Genomic DNA, 16,032 nt, shown 5'->3' with positions numbered 1-16,032 from the left:
AACATGATTCGTAAAATTGTAGATTATCAAAAATTAAATGAAGATATTTTAAACCTTCTTTTAGAAAAATATCCTGATGGGTATGGTGATAACGATGTAATTACATTTAAAAACGCTAAAGGTGAAGTAGTAGAGGCTATTGAGGTAAAAACCGAAGATACCATATACCTTGTTAAAGTGGGCCTTAAACTTATAAAAGCTATGGAAGATTTTGCTGATGATTATGATCAAGATAATGATGATAATGATAGCGAAACTGAAATGGCAGATATGGAGTTTTTAGCTGATGAAGACTAATAATCTGTTTCATTTTAAAGTAAAAAAGGCAGTCAAAAAAATTGACAAGTCTAGACTTATAGCTATCAATAAAGAAAACATTTTAGTTTTAGAAAAAATTGAAGGCAAAAGCAAATACTCTTTAGCGGGTGGTATAAAAAAGAAAAAAGAGACTGATATTCAGTCTCTTATTCGAGAAACTTATGAAGAAATTGGTGTGCAGCTTTTAAAAAAAAACGTAAGTTATTTTGTTTCAAAAAAGCAGGTTACCAAACAAAAGCAAGAAATATACAAGCACTATTTTGTAACAGGGTTAAGTATAGAAAATATTCAAGTTGCTGAAATACATAAATTTAAAAGTGCCCATTGGGTGCCATGGTATGAAGCCTTAGAATTTTTAGACAAGCAAGACAAACAAGTAGTGGCATTATATTTTGGTCAACACACAAAAAAGCTACGTTAAAACATAATTAACATGAATGCAAAGTTTCATTTAGCATTACCGTGTATAAACATAAAAGAAACCAAAATGTTTTATACCCAAGTGCTTGGTATGACTTTAGGTAGGCATACCGAAAAATGGGTAGATGTTAACCTGTATGGCAACCAAATAACATTTACCAAAACAGGTCCTTTTAATTTTAGTTTTAAAGAGTATAGGTTGGGTGATCATATTTTACCATCATTTCATTTTGGCGTTATTGTAAATGCTGAAAATTGGGGTAAACTTTACACAAAATTATTTCAAGATGATAGGTTAGAGGTTACTACCGAAGTAGCATTTATGCAAAATAAAGTTGGTGAACACTTATCTTTTTTTGTGAAAGACCCTAATGGTTACATGATAGAATTTAAAAGCTTTAAAAGCGATGATGAGGTATTTGCCTCATAAAAACAATGGAAACAACAGCAAGTGCAATTCATATTGCCGAAATTATTGACATTCAGTCATTAAAAGGAGTTTTTAATTTAACACCTTTATACGCAGATAACGATGAGATTTTCTTTCAACTAAGTGAGCATAAATATTTATACGCATTTAAATACGGTATTATTTGTGTTTACAATTTTACAGAAGAAGAAACAGTAGCGTTAAAACAAAAAATACACCCAACATTAAAAGGTAATGTTACAAAAACCACAATGGCAGAAACTATTGAAGTTGTAACAAATGCCAATACATTTAAGTTAGAGTTTGAAACCATTACAATACCTGATAGTGATTCTGAAAAGTTACGTTTAATAATGTTAAATCTATCGCAATCTGTTGCTTTAGATTTTTATTATAACATAGCTGAAAAACTTTTAGAAGACACAAGAAGGCATACTAATTTTCTTGAAGAGCAGGGTAAACTTAACATTAGCGGTAAAAAGTTAAAACGATACATTGGTAAAGTATTAAACATAAAAAACAAAATTTCTGAAAACTTATACATTTTTGAATCGCATGAGTTAGCAACAGATGATGAAGATTTAAATAAGTTAAATTTAGAGCTTAAAAAGAAATTTGATTTGGTAGATAGGCACCAAATTATACACCAGCAAGTAGATATTGTAAAAGAAAACCTAGACTTATTTAAAGATATCATGTTTCATAGTGAGAGTAGTAGGTTAGAGTGGATTATCATTATTTTAATTGTAATTGAAGTAATAGACTTAATTATTTTAAAAATAATGAACATTTAAAAGGCTTTTTATAACTTTAGTAGCATAAAATTTTAACTATGGAATGGCTAACCTCTTCTGAAGCACTATTATCATTACTTACTTTAACAATTATGGAAATTGTTTTGGGTATTGATAATATTGTGTTCATATCAATTCAAACCGATAAGTTACCTGAGCATCAACAAAAAAAAGGAAGAATTTTAGGTTTAGCCTTTGCGTTATTTACCCGAGTTGTTTTACTACTATCTATAACATGGGTTTTAACACTAACAAAGCCATTATTTAATGCTGCTAATTGGTTAAATTTAACAGGAAGTTGGGTAGAAAGGTTATCGTTTTCTGGCAGAGATTTAATACTACTTGTTGGTGGTTTGTTTCTGTTATACAAAAGTATTATTGAAATTTATAACATGTTAGAAGGCGAACATAAAGTTAAAGTAGGTACAAAACTATCATTTGCCCAAACTGTTATTCAAATAGGCTTATTAGATATTGTTTTTGGGTTAGATTCTGTTATAACAGCAGTTGGTATGGCTTCGCATGTAGAAATAATGATTATTGCCATTGTAATAGCTATGATAATTATGGTGTTTTCAATACACAGCATAAGTAATTTTGTAAATAAACACCCAAGTGTTAAAGTGTTAGCGTTGTCTTTTTTACTACTAATAGGCGTATCATTAATGGCCGAAAGTATTGATGAGCCCATTGCAAAAGGTTACATATATTTTTCAATGGGCTTTTCAATGTTTGTTGTTATGTTGGTAATAAGGTTAAAACCTGGTGGTAATGCAACATTATAAAAAGTTAAACCGAAATTTCAGGTAAAATAAGTAATGGTATTTTGCTGTAAAAACTAGCTTTTTTAATAACGTTTTCTTCCGTTAGCTTATAAAAAAAGTTATGTTTATGATTTATTAAAGCTAGTAATTCACTATTAGTGTTTTCAATATGATTTTTTATAGTTTCGGTTTCAGAACCTTCCCAATCTAGTTTATTAAAAACAAATTCAAAATCTTCTAAATAGCCTTGTAATTGGGTTTTGTTTATCTTTTGCGTTTCGGTTAAATAATTTTCTTCAGTAAGTTGCACCACTTCAATAACGGCTTTATGAATTAAAGCAATATTTATTAAAACTTTAAGTTCATTGCTATTAAAACCACGCTTGTAATTAGTAGAAAATACTACTTGGTGTAGCTTATTAAATTTATAGTTGCTAGGTATCACTAAAATAGGGCAGTTATTTATGCTGTTTATAAATTTAAGTGTATTAGTACCAATAAAAATTTCTTTAAGTCCGCTAGCTCCTTTTGTACCAGAAACAATCAAATCAATACCTTTCTCTTGTATTACTTTTTTTATAGCATCAAGTAGAGAACTAGCTTGCGTAATGGCTTTAAAACTGTGTTTAAGGTTGCCTTTGTTATTGTGTTTTTGAGCTAAAGCTTTAATGTTTTCGGTAACGTTGTTATCCATTTCATTAAGCCATTCTTTGTTATAATCATCACCCAATAAAATAGATTTATTACTAATATAAACTCCCAATAAGTAAAAATTAACAGGCACATTTTTTAGTAATGCTTGGGCGTAGTTTAAAGCGTTTATTGAATTATCAGATAAATCAATTGGTATAAGCACATTTTTCATAGTAATACTTATATAAATTACATTGTAACTAAGGTAGTAAAAAAACTAATTTACAATAAAAAAACACAAGAGTATTTAAGTTTACAAAGTATAAAATTCATTAAAAAAAACAGCTAAAAAAATAACAACTAATTAAAAAATAAATTACTTTTATATTAATGTTTGCCACTGGTTTTTAGGCAAGTAAAACATAATGAAACACATAGTTAAGTCTAGATTTTTGAGTGTTTGGAAGTTGTACTCAAAATGCGCTCATGGTGTGAGTAACTGGACTTTGGTTAATACTTCTTTAGCTTTTAGTATACAAGCAAAAATAAAGGCTTGTGTAACCATATTTCCTATTCTATTAAATCATAAATTACTTTTAATACCTGTTAGAATATAGGCTTAATTAGTAATTCCGTATTAAAAAATCTAGCTCTAAATAATTAGGGTTGGTAGTTATCATTACATATTTATTTAACAATTAATTTTTTTAAACAATGAAAACAATTTGCATTTTATTATTAGCATTAATATCTTTTAAAAACACAAACACTACACAAGATTTAAAAACAGCAAAAGCTATTTTTGATGGTTATGAAGATGGTACTTACTATTTTACAGATAGTGAAGATGATGAAAAATACTATTCATTTGAAAAAATTGACGAAAGTATTTTAAAAACCTATGATTTAACAAGCAAAAAATACGATGGTAAAGTTTTTAATATTACCTACAAAATAGAATCTGAAAAAGATGAATTTGATGAGTATTATGATGTTTGGGTTATTGTAAAAGTAGCTTTATTATAAAAAAGAAAAGGGTAGATTTTAAATCTACCCTTTTTAATTTAATGTTGTGCACACGAGAGGATTCGAACCTCCACGTTCTTAAGAACACTGCCCCCTCAAGGCAGCGCGTCTACCAATTCCGCCACGTGTGCTTTATTAGTGGAGCAAATATATAATATCAACTTTAAAATAAACAAATCATTTTAAGTTTAATTCTTAAAGCAGGTATGTGTAAATCATTTATTCTAGCTATTTAAACATTTGTGCTACTTAAAAGTGGTTATAAAATTTACATTTGACAATAAATTAAAACAAACTATAAATGAAACAAAATTATACGTTCACTTTATTGTTGCTTTTTAGCTTAAATATGTTTGCAAAAGATATTTATGTAGCAAAAAATGGTGATGATAGTAACCCAGGAACCATGGAGAGTCCTTACTTAACCATATCAAAAGCAGCTAGTGTTGCTGTAGCCGGAGATATTGTTTATATAAGAGAAGGAACTTACGAAGAAACGTTAACACCTGCAAATTCAGGAACACCAGGTAATCCTATAATTTTTCAATCATATCCTGGAGAAAAAGTAATTATTTCAGCAATGGAAGCCTTATCAGGTTGGACCCAAGATAGTGGTGCTATTTATAAAACAACTATTTCCTTTAATTCTCTAGGTCAAGGAAACTTTGTTGTAAATGATCAAACACCCCTAAATTTAGCCAGATGGCCAAATAAAACTAGTAACGATCCTTTTATTCTTAATTCTATAAGAAATACAGGCGGTAGTGATGGAAGCGTTGTAAATGGAGCTTATTTAACTGAAGCAACTATACCTGGAATTGATTGGACGGGTGGTGCGTTGTGGTTTTATGGAGATAGACCAGGTTCAGGATGGACAGCTTGGAAAAGAACAATAACAAGTAGTTCTGCAGGTCGCGTAAATTTTAATTTTACATCAAGTCAAGATTGGATTAGAACATTTCACCCACCAAAAGATTTAGGTGATTTCTATTTAGAAGGTGTTAAGGAGGCTTTAGATTATGAAAACGAATGGTATTTTGATGAAGCCACAAAAACACTTTATGTGCAATTACCAGGAGGCGTAGCTCCAGAAGATGGTAAAATTAACATGCGTAGAAGATTAGAAACTATCAACTTAAAAAATAAAAAACATATTCAAATAAGAAACCTTGCTGTGTATGGAGGAAATATAAATATGGAAGACACTTCTACTTGGCAACCAAATGGAAATAATAATACAACAGATATTGTACTTTATGGCCTTTCAGTGTTTTATGCAAATCACTCGCAAGGTGTTTTTGACGGTGTTCATACTGGAAAGGCTGCAATAAAAATTCAAGGTTCAAACCATGTTATAGAAAAATGTGAAGTAGCATTTGGAGCAACGTCAGGAATTGATGCAAGAGGGAATAATTTGTTAATTAAAGATAATTACATACATGATTTCGATTTTTTATCAGTCTATGATGGTCCTTTAATTATTAGAGGCATAAATAATACTTTAGTTACAAATAATACTATTTTTAATGGAGGTAGAGACGCTATCCAATATAACGGTGAAACTAATGAAATTGCATATAACAACGTTTATAAAAGTAATCGTTTAGCAGATGATTGTGCATTGTTTTATACTGTGGGGCCAAGAGAAACAGTTACCGAAATACATCATAACTGGTTTCATGATACAGATTCGCCAGGCGTAAAATATAAAGCTGCTGGTATTTATTTAGATAATAGTGCTTCAAAATATGATGTTCATCATAATGTAGTTTGGAATACAGAATGGACTAATGTACAAATAAATTGGGATGGTGCAGATATTAATATATACAACAACACTTTATGGAATGGATCAGAGGTAATGGGGGCGTGGCATAAAGAAGGCACGCAGTTTACTAATGTTAAAGTATGGAACAACTTAGGAAGTGATGATAACTGGGAGCCACAATCTGATAAACAGAACAACTTAGTAGTTACAGAAGATGTTTTTGTAAATTCTTCTGCAGGTAATTTTAATTTAAAGTCTGGCTCTTCTCCAATAGATCAAGGAAGAGAAATAACAGGTTTTACTGAAGGATTTCAAGGTGCTGCACCTGATGTTGGAGCCTATGAAAATGGAGGCGATCAATGGGTTGCAGGTATTACATGGGAGCCTTTATACGGGCCAACAGGTCAAGGATGCTATGGTTTACCAGGAGAGAATTGTGTTGTTTTTGACCCGAATGATGATGATAACGATGGTGTAGACAATGCTGATGATTTATGTCCAGACACGCCACTAGGTTCTACCGTTAATACAGATGGATGTACAGTATTTACACTACCATCAAATAACTTTAAAATAAAAGGCATTGGTGAGTCATGCAAAGGAAGTGATGATGGTATTATAGTTATAAATTCATTAGAAACCTCGTTTGATTTTACAGCAGTTATAGAAGAAACATCAGCAAGTAAATCATTTACAAGTGATGTATCATTTGAAGATTTAAGCGGAGGCTCATATACTGTATGCATTACTACCACCCAAGATGCAAACTATAAACAATGTTTTACTGTAAATGTAGATGAACCAGAAGATTTATTAGTAAGTACAAAAATAGATAATGTAAAACAGCAATTAACATTAAACTTAAAAGGTGGTAATACATATCGTATAGTTTTAAATGGCGAAGAAACACAAACTAGTTCAAGTCAAATAACGTTAAATTTATCAAAAGGCTTAAATACATTATCTGTAAAAGCAGATAAAGATTGTCAAGGTAATTTTGAAAAAATGATAACCTCATTTTCAGATGTAGCAATTTACCCTAATAGTGTAAAAGATCACTTTACAATATCATTTCCACAGGCTTTAACAAGTACTGCAGTAGTAGATGTGGTTTCTACATCCGGAAAAGTAGTAATAAGTAAAACTGTAAATCTAGGAAGTGTTTCAGCTGTAGTTGAAACTAACCAGTTAACGGCTGGTATGTATTTTGTAAAAATTCAATCACAACAAATTAATTCTCAAACCAAAATTATAAAACAATGAAACTAAATAAATATATACAAAGCGGTATCTTAATAATAGGATTAATATTATTTAGTTGCGGAGGAGGTAGTGATGATGGAGATGGAGGACCATCTGGAGGTGGTATATTGCCACCAGAATCTACAGTATTAGAGTTCCCTTTAAAAGATGAAGCATGCTATGAAGGTACTGTAATATCAGAAACCGAGAGTAGAATAACTTTTGAGTGGAGTATATCGGCAAATACTAATAATTATACAGTTGTATTAAAAAATTTAGGTACTGATGAAACCAGTGAACATGATACTGCCAATAATTCAATATCTATAACAGTTAAAAGAAATACGGCATATTCATGGTATGTAGTATCAAAATCAAATAAAACCACAACTACTGCCACAAGTGAAACTTGGAAATTTTATAACGCAGGCGAAGGTGTAGAAAATTATGCACCATTTCCAGCAGAAGTTGTAGCGCCAGCAATGGGTAGTGAGGTAGCAGCACCAGTAACCTTAAGTTGGACAGGTAGTGATGCAGATAATGATATAGCATCATATGATGTTTACTTAGGTACCAATAACCCGCCAACAACGCTACAAGAAACTACTACAAATACAAGTATAGAAAATATAGCATTAACAGCAAATACTGTTTATTATTGGAAAGTAATAACTACTGACTACAGTGGTTCTAGCTCTGAGTCGCAGGTTTTTGAGTTTAGAACAGAATAGTGTACAGTAGTATTTTTGTGTTGTCAAAAAAAATCCAGAGTTACTAACTCTGGATTTTTATTATAACTATTTTTAATTTTTAGCACTAAAAATTCATTTTAAATGTGTAAGCATGGTTGCCAGATTTTTTGGGAAGTTTAATGTGTAAACCGTCAGTTTTAACTTCAAAATCTAAATTAGCTTGTCCTCCAATAAAATCAATAGTTTTTATTGGCTTTTTTAAAAGTGTGTTACCTTGCTTAAGTGATTTTATAACCAATTCATTGCCTTCAGGCCAGTCTAGAACAATAGCATAAAGTGTTTCTCCTTTGGTTGTAAACCTAATGTCTTTTGCTGTATTATCAGCATTTTTTCGTTCACTTAAGTGTCCTTCAACTACTTTAGCATCACCTTCACCATAAATATCAAAAGTACGTGTGCCGTAAATAGCTTCGCCATTAATTTTTAACCATTGCCCCATTTCAAGTAAACGTTCTTTAACTGGCTCAGGTATTGTGCCGTCTGCTCTTGGTGTAATATTTAAAAGTACGGCACCATTTTTACTTACTACATCAACTAAAAAATCAATTAAACGATTGGTAGATTTATAATCTGGATTACTAATATGGCTCCAAGATTTCCAGTCAATAGAGTCATCTGTAAGCCAAGGAAAATCCTTTTTCTCACGCATTCTTGCGCGTTCTAAATCATATACAGCACTGCCTTTAGCAAAATCATAAAACTTATAAGTAGATACTACTTCTTGGTTTTTCTTTTCGGCCTCATTGTAATAATATTGTAAAAAACCTTTTCTGTGCTCTTCACTAATAATATCCATTTTATTATCAAACCAAACTAAATCTGGGTTATATTTATCAATAATTTCTTTAAGTCGGTTTAGCCATTCATCATTAAAAGCTTTATCAGCTACAGGGTAATACTTTTCAATGTTATTATCAATTTCATGTTTACTACGCGGCATTTTATTATCGCCTTTCTTTAATTTTGGGCCATAAAGTCCTGCATATTCAGGGTTTGAGGCATCAGTGTTTTCATCCCAAGTAGGGTACCAGCCAAATAACCATTGGCGGTGGTATGTAGCAATAAATTTCATATTTCTTTTACGAATTTCTTTTGCTAGCTCTCCCATTACATCACGCTTTGGCCCCATATCTTTGGCATCCCATTCAGTTAGGTCACTATCCCACATAGCAAATCCATCGGCATGTTCAGATACTGGTCCTGCAAATTTAGCGCCTGCTTTTTCAAATAAGTCTGCCCATTCTGCTGCGTTAAATTTTTCGGCTTTAAACATGGGGATAAAATCTTTATAGCCAAATTCATTTAAAGGGCCATATGTTTTTACATGGTAGTCATGTATTTTATGTGCTTTACCATTTTTGGCTTCGGGGTTATTTTCATCAACATACATCCAATGTGCATACCACTCGTTTTCATAAGCTGGCACACTGTATGGCCCCCAATGGCAATAAATACCAAATTTGGCATCTAAAAACCAATCTGGAGTTTTGTGTTGTTTGAGTGATTCCCAATCAGCTTCATAAGTAGCTTTAGCTTCTTTTGGGGTTTCATTAGCGTTATCTTGAGCTTTTGTTTTGTTATTACATGAAAACAATGTTGTTACAAGTAATACTATTAATACCTTATTCATGTGTTTAGTTTTTATTGATTTTCTGGATGTTCTTTTTTCTTTGCTAATAAAATATGATCGCATACTAAAACAAGTTCATCATTTTGGTTAAAAATTTCAACATGCTCATTTATGTGACCTAAATGAGGGTGTTTTGAGTCTTTTTTTTCTGAAATTGTAACAACAACTCTAATGGTATCACCAATATGTACAGGTTTGATAAAGCGCAAACGGTCATATCCTTTTGAGAAAGCTTCGGGGTTAATTTCTGTAGCTGTCATGCCAATACCAACAGAAAAAGTTAAGGTGCCGTGGGCAATACGTTGTTTAAATGGTTGACTTTTACACCATTCAGCATCCATATGATGTGGAAAATAATCGCCAGTGTGTCCTGCATGAACAACAAAATCTGTTTCAGTAATGGTTCTTCCTAAAGTTTCTCTTTTATGCCCTAAGGTGTAGTCTTCAAAAAATTGCGATTTTATATGCATATTAATACTTTTTCTAGTTCTATTAAATATTGTAATTTGGAGTAACGCCTCCGTTATTATTAGATTGATAAGCGGCTTCAACAATAGCCATAGAGTGTACTACATCTTCAACACTTGTATGTAATTCTTTTGAAGAACCTTCAACATAACGCATTAATGAGGCCATAGTGCCTACAAAAGCATCAGGGAACCATGAGCCTTCTAAAGGAACTTCTACCCATTTGGGAATTTTGCCTTCTTCAATTAAACAATATTGAAATAAGTCTGGTTTTCCGTTTGGGTAATCTAGCAATAAGCCAATACGAGCTTTTATAGCACCTTTAGTGCCTTCCCATTTAACAAAACTTTCTTGGTTTTTTTCTCCAAAATTATGATCGTGATTGGTGTTTATAATAGCACGCATAGCATCACTATAATCCATAATAGTAGTGGTTCTAGTAGACGACATTTTTTTGGCTGGGTTTTTTAAGGTTTTTGAATATACCTTTTTGGGGTTGCCTAAAAACGAACGAATTAAATCTATATAATGAATACTGTGTTGTTGAATTTCTAACCGTGGATGATTAACAACGTTTGGGAAATACTCCCATGGTGTGTAGATAGATAATCTAACTTCAAAATCATATAGTTGGCCAATTAATCCTTTTTCTATCATGTATTTTGCGGCCATTACATAAGGGGCAAAGCGCATTTGGCAATTAATGGCAGCAATTAAATGTTTTCTTCGGCAAACGTTTAAAATTTCTAATGTTTGTTCATAATAATCGCCCATGGGTTTTTGAATTAAAACGGCAGCATTATCGGGTAATAATTCTAAAGTTTTAACAAATTGATTGGGCATTAATGTTAAATCAAACACTGCGTTTTCTGGTGCATGTGCTACCATATCTTCAACTGAGTTAAACACATTTGGTATATTGAAACTTTTGGCAACATCAATAGCGCGCTGTTTGGTTCGGTTTGTTATACCAGCAACATTAAATCCTGCTTTTTTATAAGCAGGTAAGTGCGCATCACGTACTATGCCACCTGCGCCTATAATGTAAATGGGTCTGTTTTCTTTTGGTAATTCTGGTTTGTAAACTAAATCCATGATTAAATATTTTCTATTTGATTTACTTTTTCTTGCGCTTCGTTTAATATGGTTTCAATGTTTTTTGATGTGTTTATAACATCTAAAACCAAAGCATCAATAACATTAGCAATGCTAGACCAATTTGATTTTCTGGGTAAAGATTTTGTGTTTTTATGAAGTGTTTCTAATTTATGATAATAGGGTACTTCATTATTAACATCTGCATCATGCCATGTAGATTTTCGGCAGCCAATAGCGCCTTCTAGAGTAAGTAGTTTGTCATTTTCTTGGTTTACGGCAAATTTTATAAATTCATAGGCTATGTCTTTATGTTTGCTACCGCTACCAATAACATACATCCAGTAGGCGTTTAATGATGAGCCTTCTCCATTAGGGCCTGCAGGTACGTTGGCTATATCTACTTTACCTTTTACTTTTGAGGTTTCTAAAAATTCGCACATTGAAGCAAAACCAAACCAATTAACCATCATAGCTAAGTTGCCACTGGCAAAAGCCATACCTGATTTTACAGAATCAAAATCTCTGGATTTTGGGTGTATTGCATTTGTGTTTTTTAAGGCTTTACGATAAAATGTCATGCCTTCAATGGCGGCTTTTGAGTTTAGTTTTATGTTTTTATTTTGGTCAAAAAGGTCACCGCCACGTGTCCAAAGCTGTAGGCAAAAATCAAAAACAGTATTGTGCCCATCAGGATAAGCAGCAAAGGTTGTGCCGTATAAGTTTTGTTCTGGCCTGTTAAAAAACTCAGCAACTTGCATTAAATCATCCCAAGTTTTAGGAATTTCTAAAGGTTTGCCGTAAGTGCTGTAAAAATTAACACCTTCTTCAATAGATTCAAATAAATCTTTTCTGTATATTAAGCATTCGGGCCCGTCATGAAAGGGTAGTGCAACAACATTATTATTAAATTCTTGTTTGTATCGAAGCGAATGAGACCAACCGTTTGGGAAGTCTTCAGGCGGATTATTTTTTATATAAGGCGTTAAGTTTTCAATGGCATTATTGCTGTATGCTTCGGTAATCCAATCAGTATTTATAAGCGCTATATCCCAAAGCCCTTTTTTTAACCCTTCTTCTTTTAAAATGGTGTCGTATAACGGATGAAGCTCTAACGGAACAGCTTCAAGTTCTAAATCTGTACCAATTTGATAACAAAATTTATCCCATATTTTAGCAATGGCCGATTCAAAAGCATCAAATTTTCTAACCGCTATTCTGAGTTTATCTTTATTCATTATGCTTTTATCAATTCGTTTAAAATAGCTTGTGTATGTTCACCTAAAGCAGGCGAACCTAAATTAGATTTTAATACGTTTCCATCTATTTTAATAGGGCATCGTGTGGTTTGGTATTTAAAGCCATCGCCCATAACAACTTCCTGTATCATGTCTAGTACTTTAAAGCCTTCAAGTTCAAAAAGTTCATCCCAATTCATTACTTTGGCACACCATATATCTGCCGGTTCTAAAATAGATAGCCAATGTTCAGAGGTGTTTTTAGATAGTGTTTCGGCTAGTAAATCTTTAATTTCGTCTCTTTTATTATACCAACTTTCTATTTCTTGGAATGCTGTTAGTTTTTTGTTGCCTAATAATTCGCCTAAAAAAGGAATAGATCCCATAGCTAATGATAAATAGCCGTTGCTGGTTTTATAAACTCCATAAGGTGCTCCTAAATATGCGTGTGCACTGTGGCGTTTTGGGCGTAAGGTTGGTTGCCCACCATCATGATAAAATGTTGTGATAGATTCAAATTGAAAATCTAAAATAGATTCTAGCATACTAACCGATACTTTAGAGCCTTTCCCTGTTTTTATGCGGTTTAGTAATGCGGCTAAAATACCCTGGACTAAATGTCCGCCTGATAAAATATCAACAATAGCAAGACCAACAGGTGTGGGCCCATTACCTTGGTTACCATTTAGCCAAGTTAAACCTGATAACGATTGTAATAGTAAATCTTGGCCAGGTTTAGCTTTCCAAGGACCTTCAGTACCATAACCTGAAATTTCACCATATACAATTTTAGGGTTTATTTTTTTTATTGTATCATAATCAAAACCAAGTCTATCTATAACACCAGGCCGAAAGTTGTGTACTAATACATCGGCTTTTTCAATGAGCTTAAGCACACGTTGTTTGTCAGTATCATTTTTTAAATCTGCTTGAAAGCTTTCTTTATTTCTGTTGATGGCTCTAAAAACTGATGATTCACCATTTAAAATAGTGTTTGAAACATATAATTGACGACAAATATCACCTGTTTCTGGGCGTTCAACTTTTATAACTCTAGCTCCTAAATCGGCCAAACGTAGGGTTGCTGAAGGTGCTGATAAAAACTGACTTAAATCTATAATTAATATATCTTGTAATGGTTTCATGGCTTACAGGTTAAATTCTTTAATAATGGCATCAGTATGTTGGCCTACTCTTGGTGCTGGTTTTTCGGCAAATAATCGTTTGTCATTTACTCTAATTGGGCAGCGTGTGGTGTGTACTTGTTCGCCTGAAAGTAATTGTATTTTTTGGTCCCATTGTAATACGTTGTAGGCTTCATGATTTAATAGTGTTTTGTAGTCAAACACATTTGAACACCAAATACCTTCTTTTTCTAATATTTCAAGCCAATACGATGTGTTTTCAGTAATTAAAAACGACCTTAATATGTCCATAATCTCATCGCGGTTTGTAAACCATGATTTTGAGTCTGTGTACGCTGTTAAAGTTTTACAATTGAGTACTTCGCCTAGTTTTATTAAAGAGCCCATTGCCAAAGCAATATAGCCGTTTTTTGTTTTGTATACACCGTATGGAGCGCCTAAATAGGCGTGTGCAGACCCTTGTTTTGCACGTACAGGTTTTTGGTTGCCATCGTTTAAATAGGTGGTTATAACTTCAAACTGAAAATCTAGCGTAGATTCTAGTAAGCTTACTTCTACTAAAGCGCCTTGGCCTGTTTTTTCTTTTCTTATTAAACTAGATAAAATACCATGTGAAAGGTGTACACCAGTAATTAAATCGGCTAGGGCTGCACCAACTGGTGTTGGATTATCGTTTTTATTTCCAGTTAAATTGGCAAAGCCAGACATAGACTGCACTAATAAATCTTGTCCTGGTTTTTTAGCCCATGGCCCAACTGAACCATAGCCAGTTACGGTAGCATAAATTAGTTGTGGGTTTATTTTTTTAACCGTGTTGTAATCTAACCCAATTTTTTCCATAACACCTGGCCTAAAATTATGTGTCATTACATCAGCTTGGGCAATTAACTTTTTAACACGCTCTAAGTCTTCAGGATTTTTTAAATCGGCTGCGTAAGAATCTTTATTTCTGTTTACCGTATGAAAAACCAAACTGCTGCCATCTAAAAATAGATTTTTAAGGGCTATTTGTCTGCCAGCTTCACCTTTTACGGGTCTTTCTATTTTAATAACGCGCGCACCCAAATCTGCCAATTTAAGGCCTGCCGAAGGGCCAGCCATAAACTGTGCAAATTCAAGAACCGTTATACCTTCTAATGGTTTCATAATACAATTAAATTTCTAGTGATTTTTTATACAAGTCATTCAAGCCTTTAAGTAGTTTTTTTTCATTGCCACCATGCATCATATAATCTCTAATTGGTGCACCGGCTCTATCTTGAAAATACATGTGGCCATTGTACCGAGGTCTTAAAAATGCACGGTCTAGTGCTGGTAGTGTATTTTTAAAAAAGTTTGCTGTAACATTATTGGTGTGGGCATCAGTCCAGGCTTTTCTATGCCCTGGTTGGCCACCATTATCAAAGAAAATAGTTTTTTGGCAAGCTTCAGAAGCTGTGTATTCAACATATTTCATAACAGTATTGGTATGTTTTGTTTGGGCAGATACCGCTAAACCAGTGCCTCCTAAAGTTGAAATAGCACCACTACCATTAATTTCTATCATATCATGAAAATGGAGTGGTTTACGTGCATATCCATTTCTGCTATAATTTGTATAGCCATAAGCCCACGGACAATAAGCGTATTTATCGGTTTGCGTCATAGCTTCATATATTTGAATGGGGTTCCAGTTAAAAATTTCAGAATCCATTTCAACAGCTAATTCTCGTAGCATTTCTAAAGCTTGAATACCAATATTTTCGGTTACAACATGCTCTTTTGAGGTGCAAACATTTTCACCTAAATTGCAACACATCATATAAAAATTCATTAAAGTATCTTGTGGAATACCGGGCATAATAACCAAGCCTTTTTTAGCAAGTTCTAACAAATCATTATAGGTTTTAGGTAGTTTTAAACCTTTTTCAGCAAACATATCGGGTCTGCTAGAAGCTACAGGTGTTGCAGCATCAATGGCTAAAGCCCATTGGTGGCCATTAGAGGCGTAGCTTTTGTGTGAGTGCCCAACGGTGTTTTCCTCTAAATCTTTCATAAATTCCTTTGGAAGATATTCGTCTAAAGGAAGTATAACATTGTTTTTACCTGCAAAACCAGCCCATGGATGATCTATAATTAACAAATCATATCGTTTTGCTAGTTCGTCAATTGGTTCATCGGCAAATGCTTGTAACGAACGTTTTTCCCAAGTTATTGTTATGTTAGGGTTTAATTCGCAAAAGCGTTGTGCAGTGGCAACAACCGAGGTGAATCCGCGACTATGATTCCATGTAATGCCTTTTAAATGTATAGGGTGTGTACTCATTTAT

17 protein-coding genes and 1 tRNA gene are annotated in these 16,032 nt (G+C 32.9%); 9 read left to right on the top strand and 9 right to left on the bottom strand.

The features are described 5' to 3' along the window. Positions 1-3: 3 nt before the first annotated feature. From FUA26_RS12555 to FUA26_RS12535, 5 genes are read left to right on the top strand one after another with little or no spacing between them, the layout of a single operon-like run. Positions 4-297, top strand: coding sequence for a hypothetical protein (locus FUA26_RS12555; protein WP_147136663.1), 294 nt, complete (start codon positions 4-6; stop codon positions 295-297). Beyond that, complete coding sequence (locus tag FUA26_RS12550; RefSeq protein WP_147136660.1) at positions 287-739, top strand: NUDIX hydrolase; 453 nt, start codon at positions 287-289, stop codon at positions 737-739. Before FUA26_RS12555 ends, FUA26_RS12550 begins: the two co-directional genes overlap by 11 nt. A 12-nt stretch (positions 740-751) precedes the next feature. Next, positions 752-1,168, top strand: coding sequence for a VOC family protein (locus FUA26_RS12545; RefSeq protein ID WP_147136657.1), 417 nt, complete (start codon positions 752-754; stop codon positions 1,166-1,168). Between the two features lie 5 nt (positions 1,169-1,173). Continuing rightward, positions 1,174-1,962 carry an RMD1 family protein gene (locus FUA26_RS12540; protein WP_147136655.1) on the top strand — a complete coding sequence of 263 codons (789 nt, stop codon included), beginning with the start codon at positions 1,174-1,176 and terminating at the stop codon, positions 1,960-1,962. Positions 1,963-2,000: 38 nt separating this feature from the next. After that, a complete protein-coding gene (locus FUA26_RS12535) occupies positions 2,001-2,747 on the top strand; it encodes a TerC family protein (protein ID WP_147136652.1) in 747 nt (248 codons plus the stop codon). 4 nt (positions 2,748-2,751) lie between these two features. Here the strand turns inward: FUA26_RS12535 and FUA26_RS12530 are convergent, their stop codons facing one another. Beyond that, a complete protein-coding gene (locus tag FUA26_RS12530; protein WP_147136650.1) occupies positions 2,752-3,591 on the bottom strand; it encodes a universal stress protein in 840 nt (279 codons plus the stop codon). 193 nt (positions 3,592-3,784) lie between these two features. Here FUA26_RS12530 and FUA26_RS12525 point away from each other — a divergent pair, with 193 nt between their 5' ends. Together FUA26_RS12525 and FUA26_RS12520 are read left to right on the top strand one after the other, a co-directional pair. Continuing rightward, positions 3,785-3,976: a hypothetical protein gene (locus FUA26_RS12525; protein ID WP_147136647.1), complete on the top strand. Its 192-nt coding sequence runs from the start codon at positions 3,785-3,787 to the stop codon at positions 3,974-3,976. A 97-nt stretch (positions 3,977-4,073) separates the two neighbouring features. Next, the gene (locus FUA26_RS12520; RefSeq protein WP_147136645.1) at positions 4,074-4,385 is read left to right on the top strand and encodes a hypothetical protein; all 312 of its coding nucleotides are present in this window, start codon (positions 4,074-4,076) and stop codon (positions 4,383-4,385) included. Between the two features lie 47 nt (positions 4,386-4,432). On the opposite strand, the gene FUA26_RS12515 is transcribed toward FUA26_RS12520, so the two are convergent. Next, positions 4,433-4,516, bottom strand: a tRNA-Leu gene (locus tag FUA26_RS12515). A gap of 170 nt (positions 4,517-4,686) precedes the next feature. Here FUA26_RS12515 and FUA26_RS12510 point away from each other — a divergent pair. Further along, the gene (locus tag FUA26_RS12510) at positions 4,687-7,416 is read left to right on the top strand and encodes a T9SS type A sorting domain-containing protein (RefSeq protein WP_147136643.1); all 2,730 of its coding nucleotides are present in this window, start codon (positions 4,687-4,689) and stop codon (positions 7,414-7,416) included. Beyond that, a complete protein-coding gene (locus FUA26_RS12505) occupies positions 7,413-8,126 on the top strand; it encodes a hypothetical protein (protein ID WP_147136640.1) in 714 nt (237 codons plus the stop codon). The genes FUA26_RS12510 and FUA26_RS12505 overlap by 4 nt, the downstream gene beginning before the upstream one ends. 85 nt (positions 8,127-8,211) lie before the next feature. Here FUA26_RS12505 and FUA26_RS12500 read toward each other — a convergent pair whose 3' ends face one another. The 7 genes from FUA26_RS12500 to FUA26_RS12470 are packed head-to-tail and all read right to left on the bottom strand — an operon-like array spanning position 8,212 to position 16,028. After that, positions 8,212-9,777 carry an alpha-L-fucosidase gene (locus tag FUA26_RS12500; protein WP_147136635.1) on the bottom strand — a complete coding sequence of 522 codons (1,566 nt, stop codon included), beginning with the start codon at positions 9,775-9,777 and terminating at the stop codon, positions 8,212-8,214. Positions 9,778-9,788: 11 nt separating this feature from the next. Next, entirely contained in the window at positions 9,789-10,247 is a 459-nt protein-coding gene (locus FUA26_RS12495) for a MaoC family dehydratase (RefSeq protein ID WP_147136632.1), read from the bottom strand. 22 nt (positions 10,248-10,269) lie between these two features. Next, entirely contained in the window at positions 10,270-11,340 is a 1,071-nt protein-coding gene (locus FUA26_RS12490) for a Gfo/Idh/MocA family protein (protein WP_147136629.1), read from the bottom strand. 2 nt (positions 11,341-11,342) lie between these two features. After that, positions 11,343-12,578: an ABC transporter substrate-binding protein gene (locus FUA26_RS12485; protein ID WP_147136626.1), complete on the bottom strand. Its 1,236-nt coding sequence runs from the start codon at positions 12,576-12,578 to the stop codon at positions 11,343-11,345. Continuing rightward, a complete protein-coding gene (locus tag FUA26_RS12480) occupies positions 12,578-13,723 on the bottom strand; it encodes a CaiB/BaiF CoA transferase family protein (RefSeq protein ID WP_147136623.1) in 1,146 nt (381 codons plus the stop codon). Before FUA26_RS12480 ends, FUA26_RS12485 begins: the two co-directional genes overlap by 1 nt. A gap of 3 nt (positions 13,724-13,726) precedes the next feature. After that, positions 13,727-14,869 carry a CaiB/BaiF CoA transferase family protein gene (locus tag FUA26_RS12475; RefSeq protein WP_147136620.1) on the bottom strand — a complete coding sequence of 381 codons (1,143 nt, stop codon included), beginning with the start codon at positions 14,867-14,869 and terminating at the stop codon, positions 13,727-13,729. A gap of 7 nt (positions 14,870-14,876) precedes the next feature. Continuing rightward, positions 14,877-16,028: an ABC transporter substrate-binding protein gene (locus tag FUA26_RS12470; RefSeq protein WP_147136617.1), complete on the bottom strand. Its 1,152-nt coding sequence runs from the start codon at positions 16,026-16,028 to the stop codon at positions 14,877-14,879. Between the last annotated feature and the right edge of the window lie 4 nt (positions 16,029-16,032).

The sequence above is a fragment of the Seonamhaeicola algicola genome, assembly GCF_007997385.1.
GTDB classification, from domain to species: Bacteria; Bacteroidota; Bacteroidia; order Flavobacteriales; family Flavobacteriaceae; genus Seonamhaeicola; species Seonamhaeicola algicola.
The sequence above is the reverse complement of the archived record's forward strand: the minus strand, read 5'-3'. Positions and strand labels throughout refer to the sequence as shown.

Coding starts and splice junctions, on each gene's coding strand:
- FUA26_RS12490 (WP_147136629.1), bottom strand. CDS start 11,340: ATGGATTTAGTTTACAAACCAGAATTACCAAAAGAAAACAGACCCATT.
- FUA26_RS12485 (WP_147136626.1), bottom strand. CDS start 12,578: ATGAATAAAGATAAACTCAGAATAGCGGTTAGAAAATTTGATGCTTTT.
- FUA26_RS12480 (WP_147136623.1), bottom strand. CDS start 13,723: ATGAAACCATTACAAGATATATTAATTATAGATTTAAGTCAGTTTTTA.
- FUA26_RS12555 (WP_147136663.1), top strand. CDS start 4: ATGATTCGTAAAATTGTAGATTATCAAAAATTAAATGAAGATATTTTA.
- FUA26_RS12500 (WP_147136635.1), bottom strand. CDS start 9,777: ATGAATAAGGTATTAATAGTATTACTTGTAACAACATTGTTTTCATGT.
- FUA26_RS12535 (WP_147136652.1), top strand. CDS start 2,001: ATGGAATGGCTAACCTCTTCTGAAGCACTATTATCATTACTTACTTTA.
- FUA26_RS12505 (WP_147136640.1), top strand. CDS start 7,413: ATGAAACTAAATAAATATATACAAAGCGGTATCTTAATAATAGGATTA.
- FUA26_RS12475 (WP_147136620.1), bottom strand. CDS start 14,869: ATGAAACCATTAGAAGGTATAACGGTTCTTGAATTTGCACAGTTTATG.
- FUA26_RS12545 (WP_147136657.1), top strand. CDS start 752: ATGAATGCAAAGTTTCATTTAGCATTACCGTGTATAAACATAAAAGAA.
- FUA26_RS12525 (WP_147136647.1), top strand. CDS start 3,785: ATGAAACACATAGTTAAGTCTAGATTTTTGAGTGTTTGGAAGTTGTAC.
- FUA26_RS12520 (WP_147136645.1), top strand. CDS start 4,074: ATGAAAACAATTTGCATTTTATTATTAGCATTAATATCTTTTAAAAAC.
- FUA26_RS12530 (WP_147136650.1), bottom strand. CDS start 3,591: ATGAAAAATGTGCTTATACCAATTGATTTATCTGATAATTCAATAAAC.
- FUA26_RS12495 (WP_147136632.1), bottom strand. CDS start 10,247: ATGCATATAAAATCGCAATTTTTTGAAGACTACACCTTAGGGCATAAA.
- FUA26_RS12510 (WP_147136643.1), top strand. CDS start 4,687: ATGAAACAAAATTATACGTTCACTTTATTGTTGCTTTTTAGCTTAAAT.
- FUA26_RS12470 (WP_147136617.1), bottom strand. CDS start 16,028: ATGAGTACACACCCTATACATTTAAAAGGCATTACATGGAATCATAGT.
- FUA26_RS12540 (WP_147136655.1), top strand. CDS start 1,174: ATGGAAACAACAGCAAGTGCAATTCATATTGCCGAAATTATTGACATT.
- FUA26_RS12550 (WP_147136660.1), top strand. CDS start 287: ATGAAGACTAATAATCTGTTTCATTTTAAAGTAAAAAAGGCAGTCAAA.